The sequence below is a fragment of the Bradyrhizobium sp. 187 genome, from assembly GCF_023101005.1.
Classification (GTDB): domain Bacteria; phylum Pseudomonadota; class Alphaproteobacteria; order Rhizobiales; family Xanthobacteraceae; genus Bradyrhizobium; species Bradyrhizobium canariense_D.
The window spans coordinates 6,739,894-6,764,718 of the sequence record NZ_CP064693.1; the positions used below are offsets into that span (position 1 = coordinate 6,739,894).

The following is a 24,825-nucleotide window of genomic DNA, read 5'->3' on the forward strand; positions in this document are numbered from 1 at the left end:
GGACAAAAGCGCAGCAATTTCCATGCCATGGATGACAGGAACATGCTGCCGTCCAGCTATTCTGCTTGGCACCCATGCAATAGGCAAGGCGTGTTCGCAGGCCGCGCGATCAGAGCAGGAATGCAAGCGCCGCTTCGCAGCGCTCCTCGACCTTCAGCGTGAGGAGATCATCGGCGCGGGTGCGTCCGAGATTGACCGCAGCGATCGGGATTTGCCGTTGCGCGGCCGCCTGCACAAAGCGGAAACCGGAATAGACCATCAGTGACGAGCCGACGATGAGCATGGCGTCCGCCTGCGCCAGATGATCCTGCGCGGTCACGACCACGTCGCGCGGGACGGTCTCGCCGAAGAACACGACGTCGGGCTTGAGGATGCCGCCGCAGGATTCGCAGGCCGGCACCTTGAACGACGAAAAATCCGCATGCTCCAGGTCCGCATCGCCGTCGGGCGCATCGGCCGCGTCGAGCGTCAACCATTCCGCATTGGCGTGGCCGAGCGTCTTCTGGAATTCGCTCCGCGGGGTCTTTTGACCGCAGCCCATGCAGCGGACCAGATCGAGCCGGCCGTGCAGGTCGATCACCTGGCGGTGGCCGGCGGATTGATGCAGCCGGTCGACGTTCTGGGTCAGCAGCATTCCGCAACGCCCGCTCGCCTCGAGCCGGGCGAGCGCGTGATGCGCATCGTTCGGCCTCGCCTGGCCGAACCGCCGCCAGCCGATCAGGCTGCGCGCCCAATAGCGCCGACGCGTATGCTCTTCCGACATGAAAGCCTGGAAGTTCACCGGCTGGGTCCGCTTCCAGTTGCCGTGACTGTCGCGATAATCGGGGATGCCCGAATTGGTGCTGCAGCCAGCGCCGGTCAGCACGAACAGATTTTCGTGCCGTCCGACGAAATCGCGGAGCGGATGATTTGCCATGACGCAGATGTAGTCTGCGCAGGCCGGTTTTGCCAGATGGCGAGGAAGCCCGCTAGCTTGCCCAGTTCTCGCGGAATTCGGGAAACAGCGTCAGACCTCCGCACGCATAGATGGTCTGCCCCGTGATGTAGCTGGCCTCATCCGAGGCGAGGAAGGCGAACACGCCGGCGATCTCCTCCGGCGTGCCGACACGGCCGAGCGGAATGTGGCTGGTGACCACACCGCGCTTTTCCGGATCGCCGGTCCAGGCCGCGTTGATTGGGGTGTCGATCGCGCCTGGACCGACCGCATTGACGCGAATGCCGCGGCCGGCGAATTCGAGTGCCAGCGTGCGTGTCAGATTGGCCATGCCGCCCTTGCTGATGGAATAGGCGAGGTAGCCGGGTTTCGGGATGATCTGGTGGACGCTGGAGCAATTGATGATGCTGCCGCCTGCGCCGCGCGCAACGAAATGCGCGAGCGCCTTCTGGGCGCAGAGCACGGCGCCGTTGAGATTGACGTCGATGATGCGGCGATAGGTGTCGATGTCGAGCGCCTCGCTCGGCGATTCCCGCTGGAAGCCCGCATTGTTGACCAGGCAGTCGAGACGCTTCCAGCGCGCCAGGATCGTCTCGAACATCGCGGCTACGTCCTGCTCGTTGCTGACGTCGGCCCTGACGACGATATGGTCGAGCTTGCCGTGGCCGCGATCGCTCGATGCCGTACGCGCGGACGCGAGCACCTCCTCTGCCTTTTCCGGATGATCGACATAGTTGATGGCGACGGTCGCGCCTTCCTGGGCAAGCCGAATGGCGACGGCGCGGCCGATGCCTTGCGAGGCGCCCGTCACCAGCGCGTATTGGCCGACGAGGCGCGAAGAAAAGGTGGTCGAGCGGTCGATATGTGGCATCGTTCTTCTCCGGGGGACACATCAACATGGAGGGAACCGGCGTTTTGTTCCATCCGTCGGCGCACCGCTGGGATTCACTCCTAGCGGCGAGCCAGTCGCGAAGTCAGGATCTGGTACAGGATGATGGCGCCAAAGGTTGCGGTGCCGATCCCGCCGATCGTGAAGGCGCCGAATTTGAGCGTGAGGTCGCCGGCGCCTGCGGTGAGCGCGACCGCGACGGTGATCAGGTTTGCCGGACTTGAGAAGTCGACCTTGTTCTCGACCCAGATCCGGCCGGCCATTGCGGCGATCAACCCGAACAGCACGATCGAGAGCCCACCGATGACGGGACCCGGGATCGACAGGACCAGCGCGCCGAATTTCGGCGAGAAGCCGAGCACGATCGACACCATCGCCGCGAAGGCAAACAGCAAGGTCGAATAGACCTTCGTCGCCGCCATGACGCCGATGTTTTCGGCATAGGTGGTGACGCCGGTGCCGCCGCCGCAGGCGGCCACCATGGTCGCGAGGCTGTCGGCAAGCAAGGCGCGGCCGAGATAGTCATCGAGGCTCCGGCCCGTCATGGCGCCGACGGCCTTGATGTGACCGAGGTTCTCGGCGACGAGAATGATCGCGACCGGCGCGATCAGGACGATTGCATCGGCCTGGAAGGTCGGCGTGGTAAGACTCGGCAGGCCGATCCACGACGCAGCCGAAACTTGCGTGAAGTCGATCGGCCTGCCGAAGCCGAGGCCGTTCGCGAACAGCAGGTACAAAAGATATCCGCCGATCGCGCCGAGAATGATCGGCAGGCGGCGCCACAGGCCAGGCGCGCCAACGGCAACCACGCCGATGATCAGAACGGTCGCGAGCCCGATTCCTGTGTCGAACGCATTGGCGCTCACTGCCTTGACCGCCACCGGCGCGAGGTTGAGGCCGATCGCGGCGACCACAGCGCCGGTGACGACCGGCGGCAACAGCTTCTCGATCCAGCCAACCCCCGACCACATCACGACCAGCGCGATCAGGCCGTAGAGGACGCCGGCTCCTACGATGCCGCCAAGCGCGACCGACAGGTTCGGGTTCGGCCCGTGCCCGGCATAGCCTGTGGCGGCGATCACGACCGCGATGAACGCGAAGCTCGAGCCGAGGTAGCTCGGCACGCGCCCCGCGACGATGACGAAGAAGATCAGCGTGCCGATGCCGGAAAACAGCACCGCAACATTGGGATCGAACCCCATCAGCAGCGGCGCGATGATCGTCGAGCCCGACATTGCGACGCAATGCTGGAGACCGGAGACGACGGTCTGGCCAAGCGGCAGCCGCTGCTCGGGCATGATCACGCCGGAGGACTTCAGAATCCAACGCGGAAAATAGCCTTGCGCTCGCTCATCGGAGCCCGTTGCAATCGGCATGTTCCCCCCAGTTGCGGTGCAGCGACAGATCTTCGTGCGAACAGATAAAAATGTGATTGTCGCTTCTGCAGCGGCCATCACATGATGCAAATCAAACAAGATCAATACGTCCGGGGCCTATTCTATGACACACATTGCGATCCAGCCAGCCGTCCACCGCCGGCACCAGCCCTGGTACAAGATCCTCTACATTCAGGTGCTGATCGCGATCGCACTCGGGGTGCTCGTCGGCTATTTCTATCCCGATCTCGGCAAGGCCCTGAAGCCGCTCGGCGACGGTTTCATCGCGCTGATCAAGATGATGATCGCGCCGGTGATCTTCTGCACCGTGGTGCACGGCATCTCCTCGATGGGCGACCTCAAGCGCGTCGGTCGGGTCGGGCTGAAGTCGCTGATCTATTTCGAGACGGTCTCGACCGTGGCGCTCGCGGTCGGCCTGCTGGTCGGCGAGGTGCTCCAGCCCGGGCACGGCTTCAACATCGATCCCGCCACGATCGACCCGAAATCGGTGGCGACCTACGTCACCAAGGCCAAGGAAGAAGGCATCGTCGCCCATCTGATGGCGATCATCCCCGACAGCTATCTGGGCGCCATCGCACGCGGCGATCTGTTGCAGGTGCTACTGATCTCGATCCTGTCGGGCTTCGCCATCGCGTTCCTCGGCAAGGCCGGCGAGCCCATTGCGGAGGCGATCGACAAGGCCGCAAAGATGTTCTTCGGCATCATCCGCATCATCGTGCGCGTCGCCCCGATCGGAGCGTTCGGCGCGATGGCGTTCACCGTCGGTGCCTACGGCCTCGGTTCGCTGCTCAACCTCGCGGCCCTGATCGGCACGTTCTATCTCACCAGCATCCTGTTCGTGGTGGTCGTGCTCGGCGCAATCGCGCGGCTCGCCGGCTTCTCGATCTTGCGTTTCATCGCCTACATCAAGGACGAGCTGCTGATCGTGCTCGGCACCTCGTCATCAGAAACGGTGCTGCCGCAGATGATCCAGAAGATGGAGCATCTCGGCGCCTCGCGTTCGGTGGTCGGCCTCGTCATTCCGACCGGTTACAGCTTCAACCTCGACGGCACCAACATCTACATGACGCTGGCAACGCTGTTCCTGGCGCAGGCGACCAATACCCATCTGACCATCTGGCAGGAGCTCGGCATTCTCGGCATCGCCATGATCACCTCGAAGGGCGCCTCTGGCGTGACGGGGGCGGGCTTCATCACGCTGGCGGCGACGCTCTCGATCGTGCCCGACATCCCGATCCAGTCGATTGCGATCCTGGTCGGCATCGACAAGTTCATGAGCGAGTGCCGCGCGCTGACCAATCTGATCGGCAACGGCGTCGCCTGTGTCGTCATCAGCATCTCCGAAGGCGAGCTCGACCGCGATGCGCTGCACGAGACCATGGCCCATCCGCTGGAGATGGGTGAGGCGCTCGAACCGGGCGGCAGCGCCGCCTCCTAGGCCGCGCGCAGGTTGGGCGGCGTCCGGTTCCAACGCGGTAGTTTCCCGGAGTGGTAAATTGGAGCGACGCGAGTCACAACTGCTGCGTTGGGATCACGGATTGATACTCATCTTTTTCCACCCGACGCGCTGGGGGCAGGGCGTCGGGTTTTTGAAAATTGTCGTCGTGCCGAACCGCAAAGCGGGATCAAATGATCCTGCAACCGGCGCGCTGCCTCGGGGCAGCAAGATCGAGCCGTCGGGTAATCCCGATCGCCTGCAAAAACGCCTCATCATGACTGACGACGAGCAGCGCGCCGTCATAGGCCCTCAAGCCCGCTTCGACGGCTTCGATGGATTCGATGTCCAGATGATTGGTCGGCTCGTCGAGGATCAGCAGCGACGGCGGCATCGCTCCGCCCAGCACGCAGGCAAGGCCTGCACGAAACATCTGCCCGCCGCTCAAATGTCCCGCAATCTGCAAGGCGGCATCGGCTCGAAACATGAACCGGGCCAGCGCCGCATGGCATTCATTTGCACCCGCCTTCGGATGGAAGCGCCTGAAGTTATCCAGGATGGAGACCGCGGGATCGAGCAGGCTGGCCTTCTGATCGAACAGCGCAAGATCCGGCCTGACCCGCATGGTGCCGGAGAGCGGACGTAGTTCGCCGGCGACGAGTTTCAGCAGCGTCGTCTTGCCGGAACCGTTGGGTCCGACAATTGCCAGGCGCTCCGGACCAACGATCGCGAGCGATAGATCGCGCAAGACTTCCCGGTCCGGCCGATAGCCGGCGCTGACGCAATCGAGCCAAACCACCTCCCTGCCCGCTGGCAGCCGGGTCGAGGGCAGCTTCACCGACAGCGGCTGAAGAATCTCGATGCGCCGGCGCGCCGTATCAAGGGCCTCAAGCGCATCCGCACGCCGCCGCTCGGCGATCTGCGCGGTCTTGCCGCCGGTGTCTTCGCTACGGTCCTTGCGTGCGCCGGCCAGGATGCGCGGCATGTCGCCCTTGGCGCGCTTCTTCTTGCCCCCGCCGTCCTTGCGCGCTTTCCTCTCCGCGGCCTCCTGCGCTTTCCCGTCGATCTCGGACAGGCGCCTCTGGGCATGCGCGAGGTCGTGCCTGACAGCCGCGAGCGCAACGGCTTTCTGCTCGCAATAACTGCTCCAATTGCCGCCGTATCGCGTAGCTCCGAGCGACCTCAGCTCGACGATCGCATCCATGGTTTCGAGCAGGCTCCGATCGTGGCTGACGACGATCGCCCCACCGCGCCAAGACGCAAGGAAATCGATCACCGCCTTGCGCCCCTCCCGATCGAGATTGTTGGTGGGCTCGTCGAGCAGCAGGAAGTCTGGCTCCGCAAAGATCAGCGCGGCCAGACGAACCCGCGTGACCTGCCCGCCCGACAGGCGGTCGAGCTCGATCTCCGGAGCGACGTCGAACCCGACACGCGCAAGGGCGGACGTAAGCCGTGTTTCGAGGGTCCAATCGACCTCGGAAACCTCCTCGGCCAAGGCATCCCCGCGCTCGGCACGGCGAAGCACATCGAGCGCGGCTCGCGCACCGAACAGGTCGATCACCTTCGCGCCCGCAAGGGGCTGGACGTCCTGGCGCAACAGACCAACGGTTCCGTTGATAGCAACGCGCCCCGATTGAGGAATGTGCTCTCGCGAAATCGACGCAAGCAGCGTCGTCTTCCCGACGCCGTTGCGGCCGACGAGGCCGGTCCGCTCGGCGCCGAACGTCAGATCGATATTGGAAAAAAGAGAGCGGCCGTCAGGCGAGGACAGCGACAGGTTGGACAGGATGATGGAAGCAGGCATGGAATTCCCCGTGAGCAAGGCAGGTCGGCTTTGCGGTCGGGGTCAAATCCATGGATCTCGAATATCCTGTTTGAGGGCTCTCTAACTAATCCCATCGAAGGGCGAGATCAAGGCGAGGCTCTGAGGAACGACGGCGCGCGGAGCGCCGACGTCCGCCGCAGGCCCGCGCGATCAACCCTTGAGCGCGGTGACCACGACCTCGATCAGCGCGCTGCCGCCGAGATCGGCGACGCCGACGGTGGCGCGGGTCGGCAGATTGTCGCCGAAGAACTCGGTCCAGACCGCGTCCATCTCCTTCTTCTTGGAAAGGTCCGTGACGAAGATCGAGGTGCTCACGACGCGCGACTTGTCGGTGCCCGCTTCCTTCAGATAGCCGGCGATCTTGCCGAGGATGTTGCGGGTCTGCTCGCCCATCGACACAGAGGTGTCGTCGGCGATGGTGCCGCCAATGAAGACGAAGCCGTTGGCTTCGACGGCGCGGTGCATGATGGGCGTGCGGATGCTGCGGGTAATGCTCATGATGTCCTCTTTTGCTAGAGCGTGGAGGGGTGGAAACGGTCGATGCCGAGATCGCCGATGCGGGTCTGGGTGCCGCCGTTGACGATCAGCTCCGCCATGACGGCGCCCGCGCCGGGGCCGAGCTGGAAACCGTGCAGCGAAAAACCGAATTGGTGATAGAGGCCCTTGTGCCGGCTGCTCGGTCCAAACACGGGCAGATCGTCCTTGGTCTTGGCCTCGATGCCGGCCCAGGCCCGCATGATCGTCGCGTCGCGCATGACCGGGAACAGCTCGAACACGGTGCGGGCGCTGGTCGCGAGGCTTTTCCAGTCCAACACCGTCTCGTTGCGATCCTGATGGGGCGTAGCCAAATGGCCGCCGCCGATCAGCACCGTGCCGTTCTTGAATTGCTTGAAGGACAGCTTGCGGCCGCGCAGGATCACGACCGGATCGATGAAATGCGGCACGCGCGAGGTGATCATCAACATCGGCGCCACCGTCTCGACCGGAACGGGCTCACCGAGCGCGGCTGCGATGGTCCCGGCCCAGGCGCCGGCGGCATTGACGAGCACCGGCGCGGCAAAGCTCTCGGCGCCGACATCGACATGCCAGAGACCATCGGTGTGCCGGATATTCGTGGCGGCAATGCCCTCGCGCACGGTCGCACCTAGTTGCTCCGCCTTGCGACGGAACGCCGTCGTCGCCTGCGCGGGATTGGCCGCACCGTCGCGGCGCGAGACCACGCCGCCGGGACAGGTCTCGGCCACCGCCGGCACGAGGCGCCGCAGCTCTGCGGCATCGATCAGCTCTTCGTGGGTGAAGCCGAGCGCGTTGAGCTCGGCCACACGTGCGCGGCAGACCGCGAGTTCCTCTTCGTTCTCGGCGACGAGGACCTGGCCATAGCTCTCAAAGCTGCAATCGTCGTCGAGGAGATCGGTGATCTTCTCCCAGATACCCATCGAGCGGATCGAAAGCGGGATTTCGGGGATGTGCCGCGCAAGCTGGCGCACGCCGCCGGCGTTGACACCGGAAGCGTGCCGGCCGGCATAGTCCTTCTCGATCAGCACCGGCTTGAGGCCGGCGAGACACAGATATAGCGCGGTCGAGCACCCGTGGATGCCGCCGCCGACGACGATCGCATCCACGTTTTTCGTCATCCGCGCACCACCGCCTTGATGTCGTCTGCGCTCTTCGGAACGGCGGCGAGCTCGGCGAGCGTGATCGGCTTGACCGGCGCGCGCAGCCGGTAATAGCCAATCTCCTGCGGGCTCTTGCCCCGCGCCTGCGCCATCAGCTCGGTGACGGTGAGGCCGCAGAGCCGGCCCTGGCACGGCCCCATGCCGGTGCGGCGGTAGGCCTTGAGCTGGTTCGGCCCGGTCGCGCCGATCGCGACGGCGTCGAGAATATCCTTTGCGGTGACCTCCTCACAGCGACAGACGATGGTGTCGCCTGCGGGAATGCGAAACTGCGGCGCCGGCCGGAACAGCGTGTCGAGAAAAACGCGACCACGTTCGGCCTTGGCGAGATCGGCGCGGAGGCTCGCCATCGGCGCAGATTTTTTTGCAGCCGCAGGCGCCAACGCCTCCACTGCCGCGCGTGCCGCGATGCGGCCGCGCACTACGGCTGCGTTCGCCCCGCCGATGCCGGCGCCGTCGCCAGCAATCGCAATGCCGGCGACCGACGAATTGCCGCTGGCATCCAGCACCGGAGACCAGCACAATTGCAAATCATCCCAGCGATGCTCGATTCCGGCCGCCATCGCCAGATTGACGTTGGGCACGACGCCCTGGTGCAGCAGCAAGAGATCCGCAAGGACGGTCTCGCGTTTGCCGCCGGCGACATAGCTGACGTTCGCGAGTTGGCCGTCACCAGAGGCAGCAAGCTCGCTGACACCTGAGACGACCTGCACCTTCGCCTTCACCTCGCGCATCATCGACAAGCCCTTGGCGAAATACGGCGAGGTCAGGAAAGCGAAAGCGTGGGGGAGTGCGGCGAAATAGTTTCCGCGCTCGGTGGTGTCGAGAATGCGATCGATGCGACCGCCGAGACGCAAGATCTGCGCGGCGAGCAGCCAGAGCAGCGGCCCCTGCCCCGCGATCACCGTGCGGCCATCCGGCACCAGGGCCGATGTTTTCAACATGGTCTGCGCGGCGCCCGCGGTCATCACGCCCGGAAGCGTCCACCCGGGAATCGGAAACGGCCGCTCCAGCGCGCCGGTCGCGAGGATCACGCGCCTGGCCTTGACGAAGGCGGACGCGCCGCCGACCGAGACGGCGATATCGAGATTGCGATCGAGGCTCCAGACCGTTGCGCGCTGAATGACCTCCGCGTTGCCTGCGCGTAGCGCCTGCACGAGATCGGTACCGACCCAATAGTCCTCACCGAGCTGGCTGCGGTCGGTCACCGGCGTCGAGGCGATGGCACGAAACACCTGGCCTCCGGGGCCGATATTCTCGTCGAGCAGCAGCGTGGACAGGCCGGCTTCGGCGGCCGTCGCGGCGGCGGCAAGGCCGGCAGGCCCGGCCCCGATCACCACGACGTCATATTCTTCGCGCTTGGGAGCCACAGTCATTTCCCGATCTCCCGCTTGCCCTTCTGAATCTCGATCTGCATGCCGTCGGTGACCGGCACCAGGCAGCCCTGTCGGTTGCCGACGCCATCGATGGTGACGAGGCAATCGAAGCACACGCCCATCATGCAATAGGGCAAACGCAGCGCCCCGCTGACTGCGGTCGAACGGCGTGCATCGCAGCTCGAGGCCAGCAGCGCGGCGGAGACGGTGTCGCCCTGCCGCGCCGCGACGGCAACGCCATCGACGAAGATTTGCACCGCTGGCCGCTTGTCCTGCTCGGATCGTTTGAACATCCTGGCTCCTTCAATGTCCCTAGTAGCCGCTGTTGTTCGCGGCACCGGCGGCGCCAAAACGGCTGGCCGAGAACGCGCCGACCAGCTCGGGCTCGAGCGCGCCTTGCGCAACCATCCGCGCGATCTCGAAGGCGTGGTTGGAGGCGAGTGTCACCCCGGAGTGGCAGCAGGCGACGAAGGCACCGGGATGCGTCTCCGACTGGTCGTAGATCGGAAAGCCGTCCTGCGGCATGACGCGGATGCCGGCCCAGCTCCGGACCACGTTGAGCCGCGCGAGATGCGGAAACATGCGCTGGGCGCGATCCGTCATCACGGCGCTGATCGAGTGCTTCAGCGCGCGATCGTCGAGCTCGTCTTCCTTGCTGTCGCCGATCATCACCGTGCCCTCGTCGGTCTGGCGGATCGTGGTCAGCGGATGCGGCAGAAAGGGCATGGTGCGCTCGGTCACCACGATCTGGCCGCGGGTCGGGCCCATCGGGGCGTGGAGACCGACCATCGGCGCCAGGGTCTGGTTAGCATTGCCGGCGGCGAGCACGATCTTGGCGGCACGGAGCTCGCCCTGCGGCGTCGTCAGGCAGAATTCGCCGCTGCTCCTGCTGATCGCCGAGACCGGGCGCTCCGGAAGATAGTCGATGCCGAATGCCTTGAAGCCGGTGTGGAACGCACGAAACGTGCGCAGCGAATTGACGTGACCGTCGAGTGGACAATAACTGCCGCCGGAGACCTCGGGCCCGATCAGCGGCAGCGCCTTCTTCACCTCGGATGCCGGCAGCATCTCCATCTTGTAATCGGCGGCACCCGTCTGGTTGTGCATGCGCTTGACCAGCTCGGCGCGCTGACCGAACTCGTCCTCGCCAAGCGTCAGATGAAAACCGCCGTTCTGCTGAAGCGAGACATCGAGGCCGGTCTGCTGCTTCAGCTCCGAGGCGAGCCTGCTCCACGCCTGTGACGCCTGCACCGTCCAGACGGTATAGGCTGGCATGCCGAGCCCCTTGCTCTGGACCCAAACCAGCGCAAAGTTCGCGCGTGAGGCGCGCTTGGTGATGTCGCCTTCGTCGAGCACGGCCACCTTCTTGCCGAGTCTTCCCAGGCCCCAGGCGATGGCGGAGCCGAGCAATCCGCCGCCGACGACGGCGACGTCGTAATCTGTTCGCATGGATTCTCCTATCGCCCTGTATCGCCCTTGCCGGCGAGCACGCGGTCGAGCCCGTAGAAGCGATCGAGCAGAATGAGGGCGGTCATGGTGATCGCGATCACGCAGGCCGAGACGGACGTCACCAGCGGATCGATGTTGTCCTGGATGTAGAGGAACATGCGCACCGGCAGTGTTTCGGTGCCGGGTCCCGCGAGGAAGACGGTCATGGTGAGATCGTCGAAGGACTGGATGAAGGCGAGCGCCCAGCCGCTGATGACGCCGGGCAGGATCAACGGCAGCGTCACGCGGCGGAATAGCGTCCAGCCGCCGGCACCGAGCGAGACCGCCGCCATCTCGACCGAAAGGTCCATGCCGGTCGCCGCCGCCAGGGTCAGCCGTAGCGCGAACGGAAACACGATGATGACATGCGCGATGATCAGCGCGGCGAAGCTGCCGCCCATCCCGGCCGAGGTGAAGAAGCGCAGGAACGCGATGCCGAGCACGACATGCGGGATCATCAGCGGCGAGAGAAAGAGGGCCGCGAGCGCATCACGGCCGCGGAAGCGATAGCGCGCGATCGCGAGCGCCGCCGGTACCGCGAATAATAGCGCGACGAACGACGATAGTGCGCCCAGGCCAAGGCTGACCCAGAAAGCATGGACGAATTCGGGATAGTTGGCGATCGCCCTGAACCAGCGCAACGAAAAACCGTTTGTCGGCAACGACAGGAAGCCTTCAGGCGTGAACGCAACGAGGCAGACGACGAGGATCGGCGCCACCATGACGATGACAAAGATGGTGTGGAAGATCAGCGCGAGCGGGCCATTCCGGCTCATCGGAACACCTCCGCGTAACGGCGCTCGATCAGTGCGTTGCTGCCGACGACGATCAAGACCAGCGCGGCCAGCAGCAGCGTGGCGACCGCCGCCCCCAGCGGCCAGTTCAGCGTGTTGAGGAACTCGTCATAGGCCAGCGTCGCCGCGACCTTGAGTCGACGGCCGCCGATGATGGCGGGCGTCGCAAACGCGCTGGCCGAGAGCGAGAACACGATGATCGCCCCAGACAGCACGCCCGGCATGATCTGCGGCATGATGATGCGGTGGATGATGGTCGCAGGGCCGGCGCCGAGCGACATCGCGGCATTCTCGATCTGCGGATCGAGCCGCTGCAGCGCCGCCCACACCGACAGCACCATGAACGGCATCATCACGTGCGCGAGTGCGACCACCATGCCGGTTTCGGTGAACATGAAGGGGATAGGCGCGCGGATCAGCCCGGCCGACATCAGCAGCTTATTGACGAGGCCGTTGTTGCCGCCGAACAGCAGCGCCCAGCCGAGCGTCCGCGCCACCACGGAAATCAGCAACGGCCCCAGGATGACCAGGAGAAAAACGCTCTTCCAGCGTCCGCTCATGCGGTTGAGGATGTAGGCTTCGGGTGCACCGAGCACGGCGGTGAGCAGCGTAGTCAGGATCGCGATGCGAAACGTCCGCCCGAACATCTCGGCGTAATAGGGATCGGTTACGATCTCATGCCAGTTCTTGAGGATGAAGACCGGCTCGATGCCCTTGTACTGGCCCCAATCATGGAAGGACAGCATCACGGTCATTGCCAGCGGAATCAGGAGCACGCCGACGAACAGCATCAAAGCGGGCGCCGTCAGCGCCCAGGGCGTGCGTGCGTTTCGTTCCTCGGCGGAAGCGCTCATGCGACGCCCCTCACGCTCATGTCCTCGGGCCGCCAGGTGAGGTGAACGGCCTCGCCTTCGACCGGCTGCGACCGGCCGTCATTCTGGCGGATCACGGTCGCCGGGCCGCATTCGCTCTCGCACTGGAACAGCCAGTGATTGCCCTGGAAGATGCGTGTGACGATCTTTGCGCTGAGGCCCGCGTCGCCAAAGTCGATCCGCTCGGGGCGAATGCTAATGGTGACGGGACCGCTGCGCCCGACATGCGCAGGCGCGCTCCACGAGCCGACAATCAATCGCCCAGGCGCACTGGTCCGATCGATCGTCGCGGCAAAGTCGTTGGTCTTTCCCAAAAACTGCGAGACGAAGGCCGAGGCCGGCTTCTCATAAGTCTCTTGCGGCGTGCCGATCTGCTCGATCCGGCCCTGGCTCATCACCACGATGCGGTCGGACAACGACATCGCCTCGTTCTGGTCGTGGGTGACGAGGATCGTGGTGGTGCCGATGGTACGCTGGATCTGGCGCAGCTCGATCTGCATCTCCTCGCGCAGCTTGGCGTCGAGATTCGATAGCGGCTCGTCGAGCAACAGCACGCTCGGCTTGATCACCAGCGCGCGCGCCAGCGCCACGCGCTGCTGCTGGCCGCCGGACATGCGACGCGGATGGCGATCCTCGTAGCCGGCAAGCCCGACCATCGCGAGCGCTGCGCGAACGCGCTCGGTCCGTTCGCCGCGCGGCACATTGCGCATCTCGAGCCCGAAGGCGACATTCTCGGCCGCGGTCATGTGCGGAAACAGCGCGTAGCTCTGGAACACGATCCCGAGCCCGCGTTTGGCCGGATGGATCGCGGTCAGATCCTTGCCTTGCAGCCGGATCGCGCCGCGGGTGGGATCGAGGAAGCCCGCGATCATCTGCAGGGTCGTGGTCTTGCCGCAGCCGGAGGGGCCGAGAAAGGAGACGAACTCCCCCTTCCCGACCGCGAGACTGAAGTCGTCGACGACAGTCTGCGCTCCGAATTGCTTGGCGACCCCTTCGAGCTCGAGATAGGCCATCGCACTGTCTCCGGGATGACCGATCAGCGCTCGACCTCGCGATTCCAGCGCTTGGTCCATTCCTCGCGCTTCTCGTTGATGACGGTCCAGTCCGGATTATAGAGCTTTGCCGCGCGCTCGCCGATCGGCGCCATCTTGCCGAGCTCGGGCGGGATCACCAGCGATTTCAGCACCGGGCCGTAGCCGTAATCCTTCAGCATCACGAGCTGGATCTTGGGTTCGAGCAGCATCTTGACGAAGCTAGACGCAAGCGGCGAGGCGTTCGGCTTGGTGATCGGACAGGCGGTCGTCAGCAACGTCGCGGCGCCCTCCTTCGGATAGACGAAATCGACGGGGAAGCCGGTATTGGCAAAGCTCTGCACGCGGCCGGTGCCCCACACCGCGATCACAGCCTGCCCGGACTGGAACAGCTCGGTCATCTTGCCCGGCGACGGCTCATAGGCGAGCACGTTCGGATTGATCTGCTCCTTGAAGATCTTGAAGCCGGAATCGACATTGGACTCGCCGCCGCCATTCATCTTCGACAGCATCACCAGCGCTTCGAGGCCATAGGTGTTGTTGATCGGCGGGATCACGAGCTGCTTGGCGTATTTCGTGTCCTTGAGATCGTTCCAGGAGGTCGGCGGCGCCCAGCCCTTCTCCGCAAACACCTTGGTGTTGTACATCAGGCCGGTCGCGACGATGCCGATCGCGACCGCACGATCGTCCTTGAAGCGCGCGGTGTCGTAGAGATCGGTCGGCAGGCCATCGAGCTTGCCGCAGAAGCCGAGTTGGATCGCCTGGTACATCGGGCCGTCGTCAACGATGGCGACGTCGATCTGCTGGTTGCCCTTCTGCGCCTGGAGCTTGGCCAGCGTGTCGGTGGAGTTGCCGGCGACGTACTCGACCTTGACGCCGTTCTCCTTCTCAAAAGTCGGGATCACCTCGTCGCGGATGGTCTTCTCGAACGAGCCGCCATAGCCGGCGACATAGAGCGTCTTTTGCTGAGCCGTGGCAACCGAGGGGGCGGCGATGAGGGCCGCGATGCTGACCGCTGTCAGAAGGCGAAAAGTCTTCATGTGGTCCGATCTCCATACCGGGATGAGGTGACGTGCCGACGAGTCTCGTTGGCTGAACCTTCCGCATTTCCTTCCGCGCAAATCCCTCCCCGACAGGGCTCCAGCCCCTACGCGGCTGGTTTTGGCGCGATCCGGAGGTTCGAACCCCTCCAATCTGCCGAAAAAGCGGGCCGTCTCCAGCTCTGATGAAAAACATCGCAAACTCCGGCTTCCATCGTCCAATGAATAATGGCAGCTTCTGCATGCCTAAATGTTATGAATGGAATTCGGGATGGCGCGCATCAATTCGCGGCAGGTGGAAGCCTTCCGGGCGACGATGCTGACCGGCAGCGTGACGGAGGCGGCGGCGCTGATGAAAGTGACGCAGCCGGCGGTCAGCCGGTTGCTCCGCGACCTCCAGGCGCTGCTGAAGATGGAGCTGTTCGAGCGGCGCGGCACCGGCCTGGTGCCGACCGCCGCGGCAATGGCACTCTACACCGAGGTGGAGCGCTCCTTCGTCGGCCTCGAACGCATCACCGCGGCAGCCGAGGAAATCCGGGGCCGCCGCACCGGTTCACTGCGCATCGCGGCACTTCCAGCATTGTCGAATGGCTATTTGCCGCGGCTCACCGGGCACTTCCTGAAGGAGCGGCCCAACCTCAACCTCGCTTTCTTCGGTGTGATCTCGCCGATCGTGGTCGACTGGGTGCTGAACAACCAATGCGACGTCGGCTTTGCCGAGGTGCCGATCGCGCATTCAGGCTTGCCGAGCCAGAAGCTGCCGGCGCCCGCGCGCGTGGCTGTACTGCCCACCGGTCACCGCCTCGCGGAAAAGGAAGTGCTGGAGCCGTGGGATTTCGAGGGCGAGACTTTCATCTCGCTGTCGGCGGGCTCGTCGAGCCGCCATCTCGTCGACCAGGTCTTCCATCGCCACGATGTCCGCCGCGTGCTGCGGGTGGAGACCACGCTATCGGAGATCATGTGCGGCATGGTGTCGTCAGGACTTGGCGTCGCCATCTGCGATCCCTTCACCGCCCAGGAATTTTCCACCCGCGGCGTCATCGCACGCCGCTTCCTGCCGCGCATCGACTTCGAGTTCTCAGCCGTTTTCCCCGCACAGCGCAGCCCCTCGCCGGTGGCGCTGGATCTCGTCGAGACCATGCGCAAATCGCTCGCCGAATTCGAAGACGAAGCGACGCTCAGCCGTTGAATGCAGCCTGTGCCTCCGGCAAGTCCCAGATCTTGCCGATCGCGGCCGTCCCTGCCGCCGTGATCGCCGCCTCGTCGGCGCCGAGATAGCGGCCGGCATCGACCAGCATGCGGCCGTCGACCATGACCTGATCGATATTGGCGCGATTGGCGAGCGCGATCAGCGCGCGGCGCGGGTCGAACAGCGGCTGAAGATGCGGATGGGTGAGATCGACGATCGTGAGGTCGGCGGTCGCGCCCGGCTCGATACGGCCGAGATCGGGCCGCTTGATGACATCGGCCGCGATTGCCGTGTTCGCCTCGATCAACTCGGGCGCGTTCGCGACATCGGCACGCGCCGAGGTGATCTTGGAGATCAGCGACGCCGCATTGAGCTCGCCGAGCAGGTCCATGTTGTAGCCGTCGGTGCCGACCACCGTGCGCACGCCGTGCTCCGCGAACTGGCTGAAGGCCGCGGTGACGCCGGCGCGCGCGAACACGCGCGGGCAGTTGAGAACCGTCATACCGCGCGCGGCCATCAGCTTGAGATCGTCATCGGTGCTGAACATGCAGTGTGCCGCCATCAGGTCGGGCGCCAGCAGGCCGAGCCAGTCGAGATATTGCGCCGGCGTGCGGCCGCCATAGCGCTTGCCGATGGTTTCGACCTCGGCGCGGCTCTGCGCCATATGCGTCGTGACGGGCACGCCGAGCTCGCGTGCCCGCGCGGCACAGGCCCTCAACAGATCAGGCCCGCAGGTGTCGGTGGCATGCGGACTCATCGCAAGGCCGATGCGGCCGTCGCCGCGATTATTCCAGCGCTGGTAGAGCGCATCCCAGGTCGCCATGTCGGCTGTGCCGTCATCGCCCGCATAATGGACCACGCCGTCGGGGCCAGCCTTGGCGTCAGAGGTGGAGAACAGATAGGGCGCGCCGTAGAAGCGGATGCCCATCTCCTCGGCGGCATCGAACATCTCCGGGATCGAGTTGCGGAACGGCTCCATCACCGTGGTGGCGCCGCCCTTCAGGAGTTGGAGGATGCCGAGCCGCGCGACCGCCATGCGCTCTTCCGCCGACAAGATATCTGCACCGCGCTTGGTCAGCGGCAAAAGCACCGTGTAAACGATGCTCTGATTGTTGCGGCGGCCGTTGCCGTCCTCGGTGTGGCTGCGCGCCAGCGCTTCGGAGAAGCAGTGATTGTGCAGGTTCAACAGGCCCGGCAGAACGAAGCGGCCGGGACGGTCATGCACCTCGTCCGCCCGCGGCTTGTCGCGCGTGACCGCGGCAATCTTCTTGCCTTCGACCAGAACCCAATGGTCGCGCAACACGTCCTGCGCGCCGTCCTTGCGTGACAGCACATAGCTGCCGAAGATTGCGATCATGCTCATGCGGGGCGTACGTTCCAGAAGACGGCGGTGCCGTCGAGAATGCCGGTGATGGCTTTGCGATAGGCGGTCGGCTGCTTGTACAGGCCAATCGGAATATAGGGGATTTCCTGGAAAGCCACCGCCTGGATCTCACGGCAGATGCGCTGCTGCTCCGCGAGCTCGGAGGCCGCCAGCCACTGGCTGCGGAGCCCGGCCATCTTCTCGCTCGCATACCAGCCGGCGACCTTGCCCTCACCACGGATATTGGTGTTGCCGGCCGGATTGAGCCAGTCGATGCCCTGCCAGTTGCCGACCGCCGCGCTCCAGCCGCCCTGCCCGATCGGGTCCTTCTTGAGTTGGCGTTGCAGCACCACGGCGAAATCGAGCCCGGCATATTCGACGTTCATGCCGGCCTTGCGCAAGGAGTCGACGGCGATCTCGCCAAGCGGCTTCTGCGCCAGTGAGTTGGTGGGCACGAGCACCACGACCTTCTTGCCATTATACCCCGCGGCCTTGAGATCGGCCTTCACTTTGGCGTAGTCACGCGGGCCGCGGAAGACATCGAGGCCGACATCGCTGGCCATCGGCGTATTCGGCGCGAAATAGCCGATCGGTGAGACCTGGAAGTTCGGATCGGTACCGGCCACCGCGGTCATGAAGGCGGATTGATCGATGGCCCCCAGGAGCGCGCGGCGAACGGCAGGATTGTCGAACGGTGGCTGAAGATGATTGAGGCGCAGCATGCAGGCGTAACCGCGGGGATCGAGGATCCGCGTCTCGATGTCGCCGGCCGCCTTGATGATCGGCAGCAGGTCGTGTGGCGTGGTCTCTTGCCAGTCCTGCTCCCCGGTCTGCAGCGCGGCGACGCCGGTGCCGGCATCGGGCGTGGTGGTCCAGACCACCCGATCGTAGTGCACGATCTTCGGGCCCGCTGTCCAATCCGGTTTGCCGTCCGTGCGCGGCTGATAGCGCTCGAACCTGGCATACGCGTTGCGCGCACCCTGCACGCGCTCGTCGGCGAGATAGCGGAACGGGCCGCTGCCGATCACTTCGGTGAGCGGCTTGAACGGATCCTGGCCCGCCAGCCGCTCCGGCATCATGAAGCACGCGTTGATCGCGGCCTTGCCCAGCGCTTGCGGCAACAGCGGGAATGGACGTTTGAGGCGGAAGCGGATGGTGCGGTCGTCAGTGGCCGACAGCTCGTCAGTCGCCTCCATCAGCTCGCCGCCAAAGCCGTCGCGCGCGGCCCAGCGGCGGATGCTCGCGACGCAGTCGCGGGCGAGCACGCGCTCGCCATCGTGCCAGAACAGACCGTCGCGCAAGCTGAGGTCCCATTGCAGCCGGTCGCCGGAGACGACATGGCCCGACAGCATCTGAGGCGAGACCTGGAGCGAAGAGCTCATGCCGTAGAGCGTGTCGTAGACCATGAAGCCGTGGTTTCGCGACACTTGTGCCGTCGAATAGATGGGATCGACGAAGGCGAGGTCGATCACCGGAATGAAGCGTAGCGTGGTCTGGGATTCGGCGCGCAGGATGCCCGGAAATGACAGCGCCGGCACCGCGGCTACGGCCTTGAGGAGCGAACGGCGGGAGACGGGCATTGCAAGAGGCTCCTGAAGGATCTTACGTGTTCAACAAGACCGCGCCGATCGCAGCGGCCACCGCCTGCTGCGCCGGCTCGACCACGGGCACACCGATGGCATCCGCAATCGCCGCGCGGTGCGAGGCCATGCCGGCGCAGCCCATCACCACGACATCGGCACGGCATTGCGAGACCAGCGCGCGGCCGGCTTCAATCAACCGTCCCCGGATGTCCGCGCCTGCCGTCTCCGCCGCGCTCGCGCCGACCGACCAGCTTCCGGCATAGCGGCTGTCGATGCCCATCAGCCGCACCATCCGCTGCTGGCGGCGAATGCTCGACGGCGACAGCGCGATGACGCCAAATCGCTCGCCCAGCATCATTGCGCGAAAGATGCCGCACTCGGCGATGCCCATCACCGGGCGCCCGCCGGCCGCCTCGCGCACCGCATGCAGGCCGGGATCACTGAAGCAGGCGAGCACGAAGGCATCCGCATCGGCGCGCGACACACGGTTGACCAGCGGCATCACCATGCTGTCGGCGTCGCGTTGCGAGCTGATGCCCGGCGGCCCCCCGGCAAGGCCGACGACCTCGATTGCGGGTCCGCCGGCGATGCGTAGCGGCGCGACGGCGTCGTCGATCGCCGCCGTCACCGATGCGGAGGAGTTGGGGTTGATGACGAGGATACGGGTCATGGCGTGGCTCAACTTTTTCCGGCCTCGTGGCGCAGGAAGTTGGCCGCGATCTTCTCACCGGTCGTGATCCAGACATCCGGGCACGACTTTGCGTAGGTCAGGAATTCGCGCAGCAGGCGCAGCCGCATCGGTCGACCGCTGCATTGTGGATGCAGCACGGTCGTCACCATCGCGCCCCAGTCTCTGGTTTCGTCGAGCTCGTCCTTCCAGATCGAGAGCACATGCTCCTTGGGGAAGATCGAGCGGGGGCTGAAGCGCGCGGACAGGCCGTGCATCCAGTCGTCATAGCTGGCGGTCACCGGCAGCTCGATCGTGCCCGGCTTGCCGTCGGCGAGACGATGCCGATAGGGCCGCACGTCGTCGCGGAACGAGGAGGTGTAGACGATGCCGTGGCGCACCAAGGCCACCCGCAGCTCCTCGGTGAACTCGCCGTAGGGCGCGCGGTAGCCGGTCGGCCTGACGCCAAGCCGGCGCTTGAGCGCCTCGAACCCGCGCTCGAGCTCCTCCTCGATCCAGGGATCGCCGGGATCGGGCAACAGATGGTGATAGCCGTGGTGGCCGATCTCGTGACCGGCCTTGAGAATGGCCTCGGCCATCGCCGGATGCGCGTCGACCGACCATCCCGTGACGAAGAAGGTCGCCTTGAGATCGAGCTGTTCGAGCAGCTCCAGGAGCTTCGGCGTGCCGACGCGCGCCTCATAGCCGCCATAGCTCATGGTGATGAGCCGCTGGGCGTGCACCGCGTCCTTGCTGGTCCAGGCGCTCTCCGCGTCCACGTCGAACGACAGGAACATCGCCGAATTGTACGGCTTCGGCCAGGGGTATTCCGGTGCAGGATCCGCGGTGTTGGCCGGAACGAGCGGAATGCTCTGGAGTGCCTTACTGTCCAGCATTGATGGTCGCCTTTTCGAGTGCGTTGTCGGTCAGTTTCCACTTGGCGAGGAGCGTGCGATAGGTGCCATCCGCGATCAGTGCATCGACCGCCTCGAGCATGGCTTGCTGCAGCGCCTTTTCCTTGACCGGCAGAGCGATGCCGGTGAATTGCTGCGCGATGGGCTCGCCCACGGTCGCATAGGTGCCGGGCTCGAGGTCCATGATGTAGGGCAGCGTCTCGTTGCCCTGGGCGGCGGCATCGATGCGGCCCTGCCTGAGCTGGGTGCGGGCGTCGGCCGAGCCGTCGGTGCCGACGAACTGGATCGGATTGGTGCCGCAATTCTTCTCGCTCCAGGCCGCGATCTGCGCGGGGAACATGGTGCGGCGGCTGGCGCCGACCTTCTTGCCACAGAGCGCGGCTGCGTCCTTGAACTCCGCCTTGCGCGACTGCTGCACGAAGAACTGCGGGCCGCTGCGCAAATAATCGACGAAGGACGCGATCTCGTGCCGGCTGGCATAGTCCGTGAAGCCGGACAGGATGGCGTCCACCCGCCCGGTCGAGATCGACGGCATGAACTCGGCAAAGCTGGTCTCCTGCCACTCGATCTTGACGCCGAGCTTGCGGCCGATGGCCTCGCCGAGATCGATGTCGAAGCCGGACAACGCGTTGGTGGCGGGATCGCGGAACTCCATCGGTGGATAGTTCGGCACCAGCGCGACCTTGATGCTGCCGCGCTTGGCGATCTCCGCCGGCAGCTCGACTGCCATGACCGGAGCGCTCATGGCGCCAACGAGTGCCGCCGTAACCAGAAGTCTCTTCATCGATACGCCCCCATTCAGATCACTGCCGAAAGAAATGCCTTGGTACGCTCCTCGCGCGGCGCGCCCAACACATCGGATGCGCGCCCGTGCTCGATGATCGCGCCCTGGTCCATGTAGACGACGCGGTCGGCGGCCTCGCGCGCGAAGCCGAGTTCGTGCGTCACGACCATCATGCTCATGCCGCTCCGCGCCAGCTCCTTCATGACCGCCAAGACCTCGCCGACGAGCTCGGGATCGAGCGCGCTGGTCGGCTCGTCGAACAGCATCAGCATCGGCTTCATGGCAAGCGCGCGGGCAATCGCGACCCGCTGCTGCTGGCCGCCGGAGAGCTGGGCGGGATACGCGTCCGCTTTGGCCGACAATCCGACGCGCCGCAGCAGCTCGATCGCCTCAGCGCGCACCTCGTCGGATTTTCGGCCTTGAACCTGGAGCGGACCCTCTGTGATGTTTTCGAGCGCGGTCTTGTGCGGAAACAGGTTGAAGCGCTGGAACACCATGCCGGTTTTCAGCCGTTGCCGCCCGATTTCGCGCTCGCTGAGCCGATGCAGTCGTCCGCCCTGCTCGCGCACGCCCAGGAGCTCGCCGTCGAGCCAGATGCCGCCGCTGTCGATCGCCGCGAGCTGGTTGATGCAGCGGAGCAGTGTGGTCTTGCCCGAGCCGGAGGCGCCGATCAGACACATCACCTCGCCGGGCCAGACGTCGAGCGTGACGCTCTTGAGAGCCTGGAACTCGCCGAAATTCTTGGCGACGGAGCGAATCGCGACGAGGGGTCTTGTCATCGCGCGAGCCGCAATGTGCCGCGCGCAAAACGGCGTTCGAGCAGCATCTGGAGCGGCGTCAGGATTGAGACGACGAGCAGGTACCAGAGCCCGGCCACGATCAGGAGCTCGATCACGCGCGAATTGGCGTAGTAGATGTTTTCGGCGTTGTGCAGCAGTTCCGGATACTGGATGACGCTGGCGAGCGAGGTCGCCTTCACCATGCCGATGAACTCGTTGCCGAGCGGCGGGATCACCACCCGCATCGCCTGCGGCAGCACGATCCGGCGCAGCGCACGCAGGCGTCCCATGCCAATCGCCTGCGCGGCCTCATATTGCCCGATATCGACTGACAGCATGCCGGCGCGCATCACTTCCGAGGTATAGGCACCCTGGTTGATGCCGAGCCCGAGCAGCGCGGCAAGGAACGGCGTCATGACGTCGACGGCGCGCGCACTCCACAGGCCGGGAATGCCGATGGTCGGAAACACCAGCGCGAGATTGAACCACAGCAGCAGTTGCAGGATCAGCGGCGTGCCGCGGAACAACCAAGTGTAGCCGGCGGCAACGGTCTTCAGTACCGGGTTGGGCGACAGCCGCATGATCGCGACGACGACGCCAAGGAAGATACCGAGCGCCATCGCCAGCACCGCCATCACCATGGTGTTGACGATGCCCTCTATGATCACCTTTGCGGTCAGGAAGCGGCCGACATAAGACCATTCGATCTGGCCGCCCGCAAAAGCGCGCCCGATCAATGCAAGCACGAGGACGATCAGCGCCGCGCTGAGCCAGCGAAACCAGTGCGGCTCGCGCGCGATCCGCAGCCCCGACAGATCGGGAAAACCCTCCGCGAGTGCCGGTGCCGGCTTCATTGCGGCGCCGCGTTCAGCATGGGCTGGGCGACCGCGTTGCCGCCAAGGCTCCATTTGTCGAGGACGGCTTTGTAGGAGCCGTCGGCGATCATCGCGGTGAGTTTCTCGGTCACCACTTCACGAAGCGCCGCATCGTCCTTGCGGAACATGATGCCCTGATAGCCTTTGGCAAAGGGCTCGCCGATCACGCGGTATTTGCCGGGTTCCTGCGTCTGCGCATAAGGCAGCGTCTCGCTGCCCTGTACGGCGGCGTCGATACGGCCCTGCTTGAGCTGGTTGCGAACGTCGATCGAGTTCTCGCCCGGCACGTACTGGATCGCCGGCTTGCCGGCCGGCTCGCAATTCTGCTTGCTCCACTTCTCGATCTCGACCGGGAAGCTGGTGCTGCGGGTGGTCCCGACCTTCTTGCCGCAGAGATCGGTCGCAGCCTTGGCTTCGTTCTCCGCCATCACGAAGAACTGCGGGCCGGTCCCGAGATAATCGACGAAATCGGCGGTCTCGCGCCGCGAGGCGCGATCGGAGATGCCGGAGATGATGAAATCGGCGCGTTTGGTCTGGAGCGAGGGGATCAATTCGGCGAACGGCGTCTCGCTCCACACGATCTTCAGGCCGAGCCGCTTGGCGAGCTCGTTCGCCAGATCGACGTCGAGCCCGACGAGCTCATTCGTTGCGGGATCGCGATATTCCATCGGCGCGTATGTCGAGTTGACCGTGAGCTTCAACGCGCCCGCCTGCTTGATCTCCGCCGGAAGCTCCGCCGCCTGCGCGGACGTCACGGCCGCCAACGCTGCGATGCCGAAGAAATACGAGAGGCGCGTCATATCGGCTCCTTTGCCAGTGTTGCTGGAACGTCCTGTCAGTCTGCGTCGAGAACCGCGGGTTCGATCACGCCGGCGCGTTCGGTGATCACCCGGTATTGCTCCGGCCGCCGGTGTGCGGCGAAGTTGAACATCTTGTCCTTGCCCTGGCGGCAGAGGTCGAGATCGATGTCGGCGACGATCACCTCATCGGTCAGCGTTGCGGCCTGCGCAACAATGCGGCCATTGGGATCGACGATGCAGGAGCCGCCGATCAGCCCGGAGCCGTCCTCCTCGCCTGCCTTCGCCACCGAGATCGCCCAGGTCGCGTTCATGTAGGCGTTGGCCTGCGTCACCAGCGTAGAGTGGAAGGTGCGCAAGGAGGCATCTTCCGTGCTGCCCCCATTGGGATCATAGGCCGCCGAATTGTAGCCGATGCAGACGAGCTCGACGCCCTGCAGGCCAAGCACGCGCCAGGATTCCGGCCAACGGCGATCGTTGCAGATCATCATGCCCATGATCGCGTGGGCCCAGGCCGAGCCGGCGCGGAAGGCGGGAAAGCCGAGGTCGCCATAGTCGAAATAGCGCTTCTCGAGCTGCTGGTAGCGCGCACCCTGTCGCGGCTCGACCGAGCCCGGCAGGTGCACCTTGCGATAGCGGCCGAGCAGCTCGCCGTCGCGGTCGACCAGGATGGCGCAATTGTAGCGGCGTCCATCGGGCGTCAGCTCGGCATAGCCAACATAGAAGCCGACGCGCAGCGCACGCGCACGGTCGAACAAGGCGGCGACGTTCGGGTTCGGCATGCCGCGTTCGAAATAATGGTCGAGCGCCTCGCCTTCGAGCAGCCAGCGCGGGAAGAAGGTGGTGAAGGCAAGCTCGGGAAACACCACGAGGCTGGCGCCGCGGCCGGCCGCCTCCTCCAGCAGCGCAAGCATCCGCGACAGCGTATGCTCGCGCGTATCGGCTTTTTGCGTCGGCCCCATCTGTGCGGCGGCGGCGCGAAGGACACGAACCAAGATCGCCTCCAATCTGTGCGCAGTGGCGCCTCAATGGGCGGATGAACCCTTTGATGCGACGTGCAAATCTGCGGCCATTACGCGGAAGCGGGGCTGCAAAATCAATTCGTTCTGCTATGATGTTT

The 24,825-nt window shown here is 64.9% G+C and carries 24 protein-coding genes; 2 read left to right on the forward strand and 22 right to left on the reverse strand.

Features of this window, described 5'->3' with window-relative positions; all coding sequences use genetic code 11:
- Positions 1 to 109: 109 nt before the first annotated feature.
- The 3 genes from IVB19_RS32590 to IVB19_RS32600 all read right to left on the reverse strand — a co-directional run bounded on the left by IVB19_RS32590 (position 110) and on the right by IVB19_RS32600 (position 3,199).
- The gene (locus IVB19_RS32590) at positions 110 to 916 is read right to left on the reverse strand and encodes an NAD-dependent protein deacetylase (protein ID WP_018453763.1); all 807 of its coding nucleotides are present in this window, start codon (positions 914 to 916) and stop codon (positions 110 to 112) included.
- A 52-nt stretch (positions 917 to 968) separates the two neighbouring features.
- Positions 969 to 1,805, reverse strand: coding sequence for an SDR family oxidoreductase (locus IVB19_RS32595; RefSeq protein ID WP_247294038.1), 837 nt, complete (start codon positions 1,803 to 1,805; stop codon positions 969 to 971).
- A gap of 80 nt (positions 1,806 to 1,885) precedes the next feature.
- On the reverse strand, positions 1,886 to 3,199 hold the full coding sequence (locus IVB19_RS32600) for a solute carrier family 23 protein (protein WP_085394694.1): 1,314 nt from the start codon (positions 3,197 to 3,199) through the stop codon (positions 1,886 to 1,888).
- A gap of 124 nt (positions 3,200 to 3,323) precedes the next feature.
- On the opposite strand from IVB19_RS32600, the gene IVB19_RS32605 reads away from it, so the two are divergent.
- Positions 3,324 to 4,658 (forward strand): dicarboxylate/amino acid:cation symporter, encoded by a 1,335-nt coding sequence (locus tag IVB19_RS32605; protein WP_018453760.1) that lies wholly within the window; start codon positions 3,324 to 3,326, stop codon positions 4,656 to 4,658.
- A gap of 187 nt (positions 4,659 to 4,845) precedes the next feature.
- Here IVB19_RS32605 and IVB19_RS32610 read toward each other — a convergent pair whose 3' ends face one another.
- The 10 genes from IVB19_RS32610 to IVB19_RS32655 form a co-directional block, all read right to left on the reverse strand.
- A complete protein-coding gene (locus tag IVB19_RS32610; RefSeq protein ID WP_247294036.1) occupies positions 4,846 to 6,459 on the reverse strand; it encodes an ABC-F family ATP-binding cassette domain-containing protein in 1,614 nt (537 codons plus the stop codon).
- Positions 6,460 to 6,630: 171 nt separating this feature from the next.
- Positions 6,631 to 6,978 (reverse strand): RidA family protein, encoded by a 348-nt coding sequence (locus tag IVB19_RS32615; RefSeq protein WP_007596366.1) that lies wholly within the window; start codon positions 6,976 to 6,978, stop codon positions 6,631 to 6,633.
- A 14-nt stretch (positions 6,979 to 6,992) separates the two neighbouring features.
- Complete coding sequence (locus IVB19_RS32620) at positions 6,993 to 8,114, reverse strand: NAD(P)/FAD-dependent oxidoreductase (RefSeq protein WP_018453758.1); 1,122 nt, start codon at positions 8,112 to 8,114, stop codon at positions 6,993 to 6,995.
- Positions 8,111 to 9,529 carry an FAD/NAD(P)-dependent oxidoreductase gene (locus IVB19_RS32625; RefSeq protein ID WP_018453757.1) on the reverse strand — a complete coding sequence of 473 codons (1,419 nt, stop codon included), beginning with the start codon at positions 9,527 to 9,529 and terminating at the stop codon, positions 8,111 to 8,113. The genes IVB19_RS32620 and IVB19_RS32625 overlap by 4 nt, the downstream gene beginning before the upstream one ends.
- Positions 9,526 to 9,822, reverse strand: a complete 297-nt coding sequence (locus tag IVB19_RS32630) for a (2Fe-2S)-binding protein (protein ID WP_018453756.1) — start codon at positions 9,820 to 9,822, stop codon at positions 9,526 to 9,528. Before IVB19_RS32630 ends, IVB19_RS32625 begins: the two co-directional genes overlap by 4 nt.
- 19 nt (positions 9,823 to 9,841) lie before the next feature.
- Complete coding sequence (locus tag IVB19_RS32635; RefSeq protein ID WP_018453755.1) at positions 9,842 to 10,978, reverse strand: NAD(P)/FAD-dependent oxidoreductase; 1,137 nt, start codon at positions 10,976 to 10,978, stop codon at positions 9,842 to 9,844.
- A gap of 8 nt (positions 10,979 to 10,986) precedes the next feature.
- Positions 10,987 to 11,793, reverse strand: a complete 807-nt coding sequence (locus IVB19_RS32640; RefSeq protein WP_018453754.1) for an ABC transporter permease — start codon at positions 11,791 to 11,793, stop codon at positions 10,987 to 10,989.
- Positions 11,790 to 12,665: an ABC transporter permease gene (locus IVB19_RS32645; RefSeq protein ID WP_018453753.1), complete on the reverse strand. Its 876-nt coding sequence runs from the start codon at positions 12,663 to 12,665 to the stop codon at positions 11,790 to 11,792. The genes IVB19_RS32640 and IVB19_RS32645 overlap by 4 nt, the downstream gene beginning before the upstream one ends.
- A complete protein-coding gene (locus tag IVB19_RS32650) occupies positions 12,662 to 13,696 on the reverse strand; it encodes an ABC transporter ATP-binding protein (RefSeq protein WP_026232591.1) in 1,035 nt (344 codons plus the stop codon). The genes IVB19_RS32645 and IVB19_RS32650 overlap by 4 nt, the downstream gene beginning before the upstream one ends.
- Positions 13,697 to 13,719: 23 nt before the next feature.
- Positions 13,720 to 14,754, reverse strand: coding sequence for an ABC transporter substrate-binding protein (locus tag IVB19_RS32655; RefSeq protein WP_018453751.1), 1,035 nt, complete (start codon positions 14,752 to 14,754; stop codon positions 13,720 to 13,722).
- A gap of 271 nt (positions 14,755 to 15,025) precedes the next feature.
- Here IVB19_RS32655 and IVB19_RS32660 point away from each other — a divergent pair, with 271 nt between their 5' ends.
- Positions 15,026 to 15,943 (forward strand): LysR substrate-binding domain-containing protein, encoded by a 918-nt coding sequence (locus IVB19_RS32660; protein ID WP_247820759.1) that lies wholly within the window; start codon positions 15,026 to 15,028, stop codon positions 15,941 to 15,943.
- On the opposite strand, the gene IVB19_RS32665 is transcribed toward IVB19_RS32660, so the two are convergent.
- The 9 genes from IVB19_RS32665 to IVB19_RS32705 are packed head-to-tail and all read right to left on the reverse strand — an operon-like array spanning position 15,933 to position 24,700.
- Complete coding sequence (locus tag IVB19_RS32665; protein WP_247820760.1) at positions 15,933 to 17,306, reverse strand: amidohydrolase family protein; 1,374 nt, start codon at positions 17,304 to 17,306, stop codon at positions 15,933 to 15,935. The genes IVB19_RS32660 and IVB19_RS32665 overlap by 11 nt on opposite strands.
- Positions 17,303 to 18,886 (reverse strand): ABC transporter substrate-binding protein, encoded by a 1,584-nt coding sequence (locus tag IVB19_RS32670; RefSeq protein ID WP_018453748.1) that lies wholly within the window; start codon positions 18,884 to 18,886, stop codon positions 17,303 to 17,305. Before IVB19_RS32670 ends, IVB19_RS32665 begins: the two co-directional genes overlap by 4 nt.
- Positions 18,887 to 18,908: 22 nt before the next feature.
- Positions 18,909 to 19,559 (reverse strand): aspartate/glutamate racemase family protein, encoded by a 651-nt coding sequence (locus tag IVB19_RS32675; protein WP_247294022.1) that lies wholly within the window; start codon positions 19,557 to 19,559, stop codon positions 18,909 to 18,911.
- A gap of 8 nt (positions 19,560 to 19,567) precedes the next feature.
- On the reverse strand, positions 19,568 to 20,452 hold the full coding sequence (locus tag IVB19_RS32680; protein ID WP_018453746.1) for a polysaccharide deacetylase family protein: 885 nt from the start codon (positions 20,450 to 20,452) through the stop codon (positions 19,568 to 19,570).
- Positions 20,439 to 21,254 (reverse strand): ABC transporter substrate-binding protein, encoded by an 816-nt coding sequence (locus IVB19_RS32685; RefSeq protein ID WP_026232589.1) that lies wholly within the window; start codon positions 21,252 to 21,254, stop codon positions 20,439 to 20,441. The genes IVB19_RS32680 and IVB19_RS32685 overlap by 14 nt, the downstream gene beginning before the upstream one ends.
- Before the next feature lie 14 nt (positions 21,255 to 21,268).
- A complete protein-coding gene (locus tag IVB19_RS32690; protein WP_018453744.1) occupies positions 21,269 to 22,033 on the reverse strand; it encodes an amino acid ABC transporter ATP-binding protein in 765 nt (254 codons plus the stop codon).
- Positions 22,030 to 22,887 (reverse strand): amino acid ABC transporter permease, encoded by an 858-nt coding sequence (locus tag IVB19_RS32695; RefSeq protein ID WP_247820761.1) that lies wholly within the window; start codon positions 22,885 to 22,887, stop codon positions 22,030 to 22,032. The genes IVB19_RS32690 and IVB19_RS32695 overlap by 4 nt, the downstream gene beginning before the upstream one ends.
- Positions 22,884 to 23,708, reverse strand: coding sequence for an ABC transporter substrate-binding protein (locus IVB19_RS32700; RefSeq protein WP_247820762.1), 825 nt, complete (start codon positions 23,706 to 23,708; stop codon positions 22,884 to 22,886). The genes IVB19_RS32695 and IVB19_RS32700 overlap by 4 nt, the downstream gene beginning before the upstream one ends.
- 35 nt (positions 23,709 to 23,743) lie before the next feature.
- A complete protein-coding gene (locus tag IVB19_RS32705) occupies positions 23,744 to 24,700 on the reverse strand; it encodes an N-carbamoyl-D-amino-acid hydrolase (protein WP_085394709.1) in 957 nt (318 codons plus the stop codon).
- Positions 24,701 to 24,825: the final 125 nt, after the last annotated feature.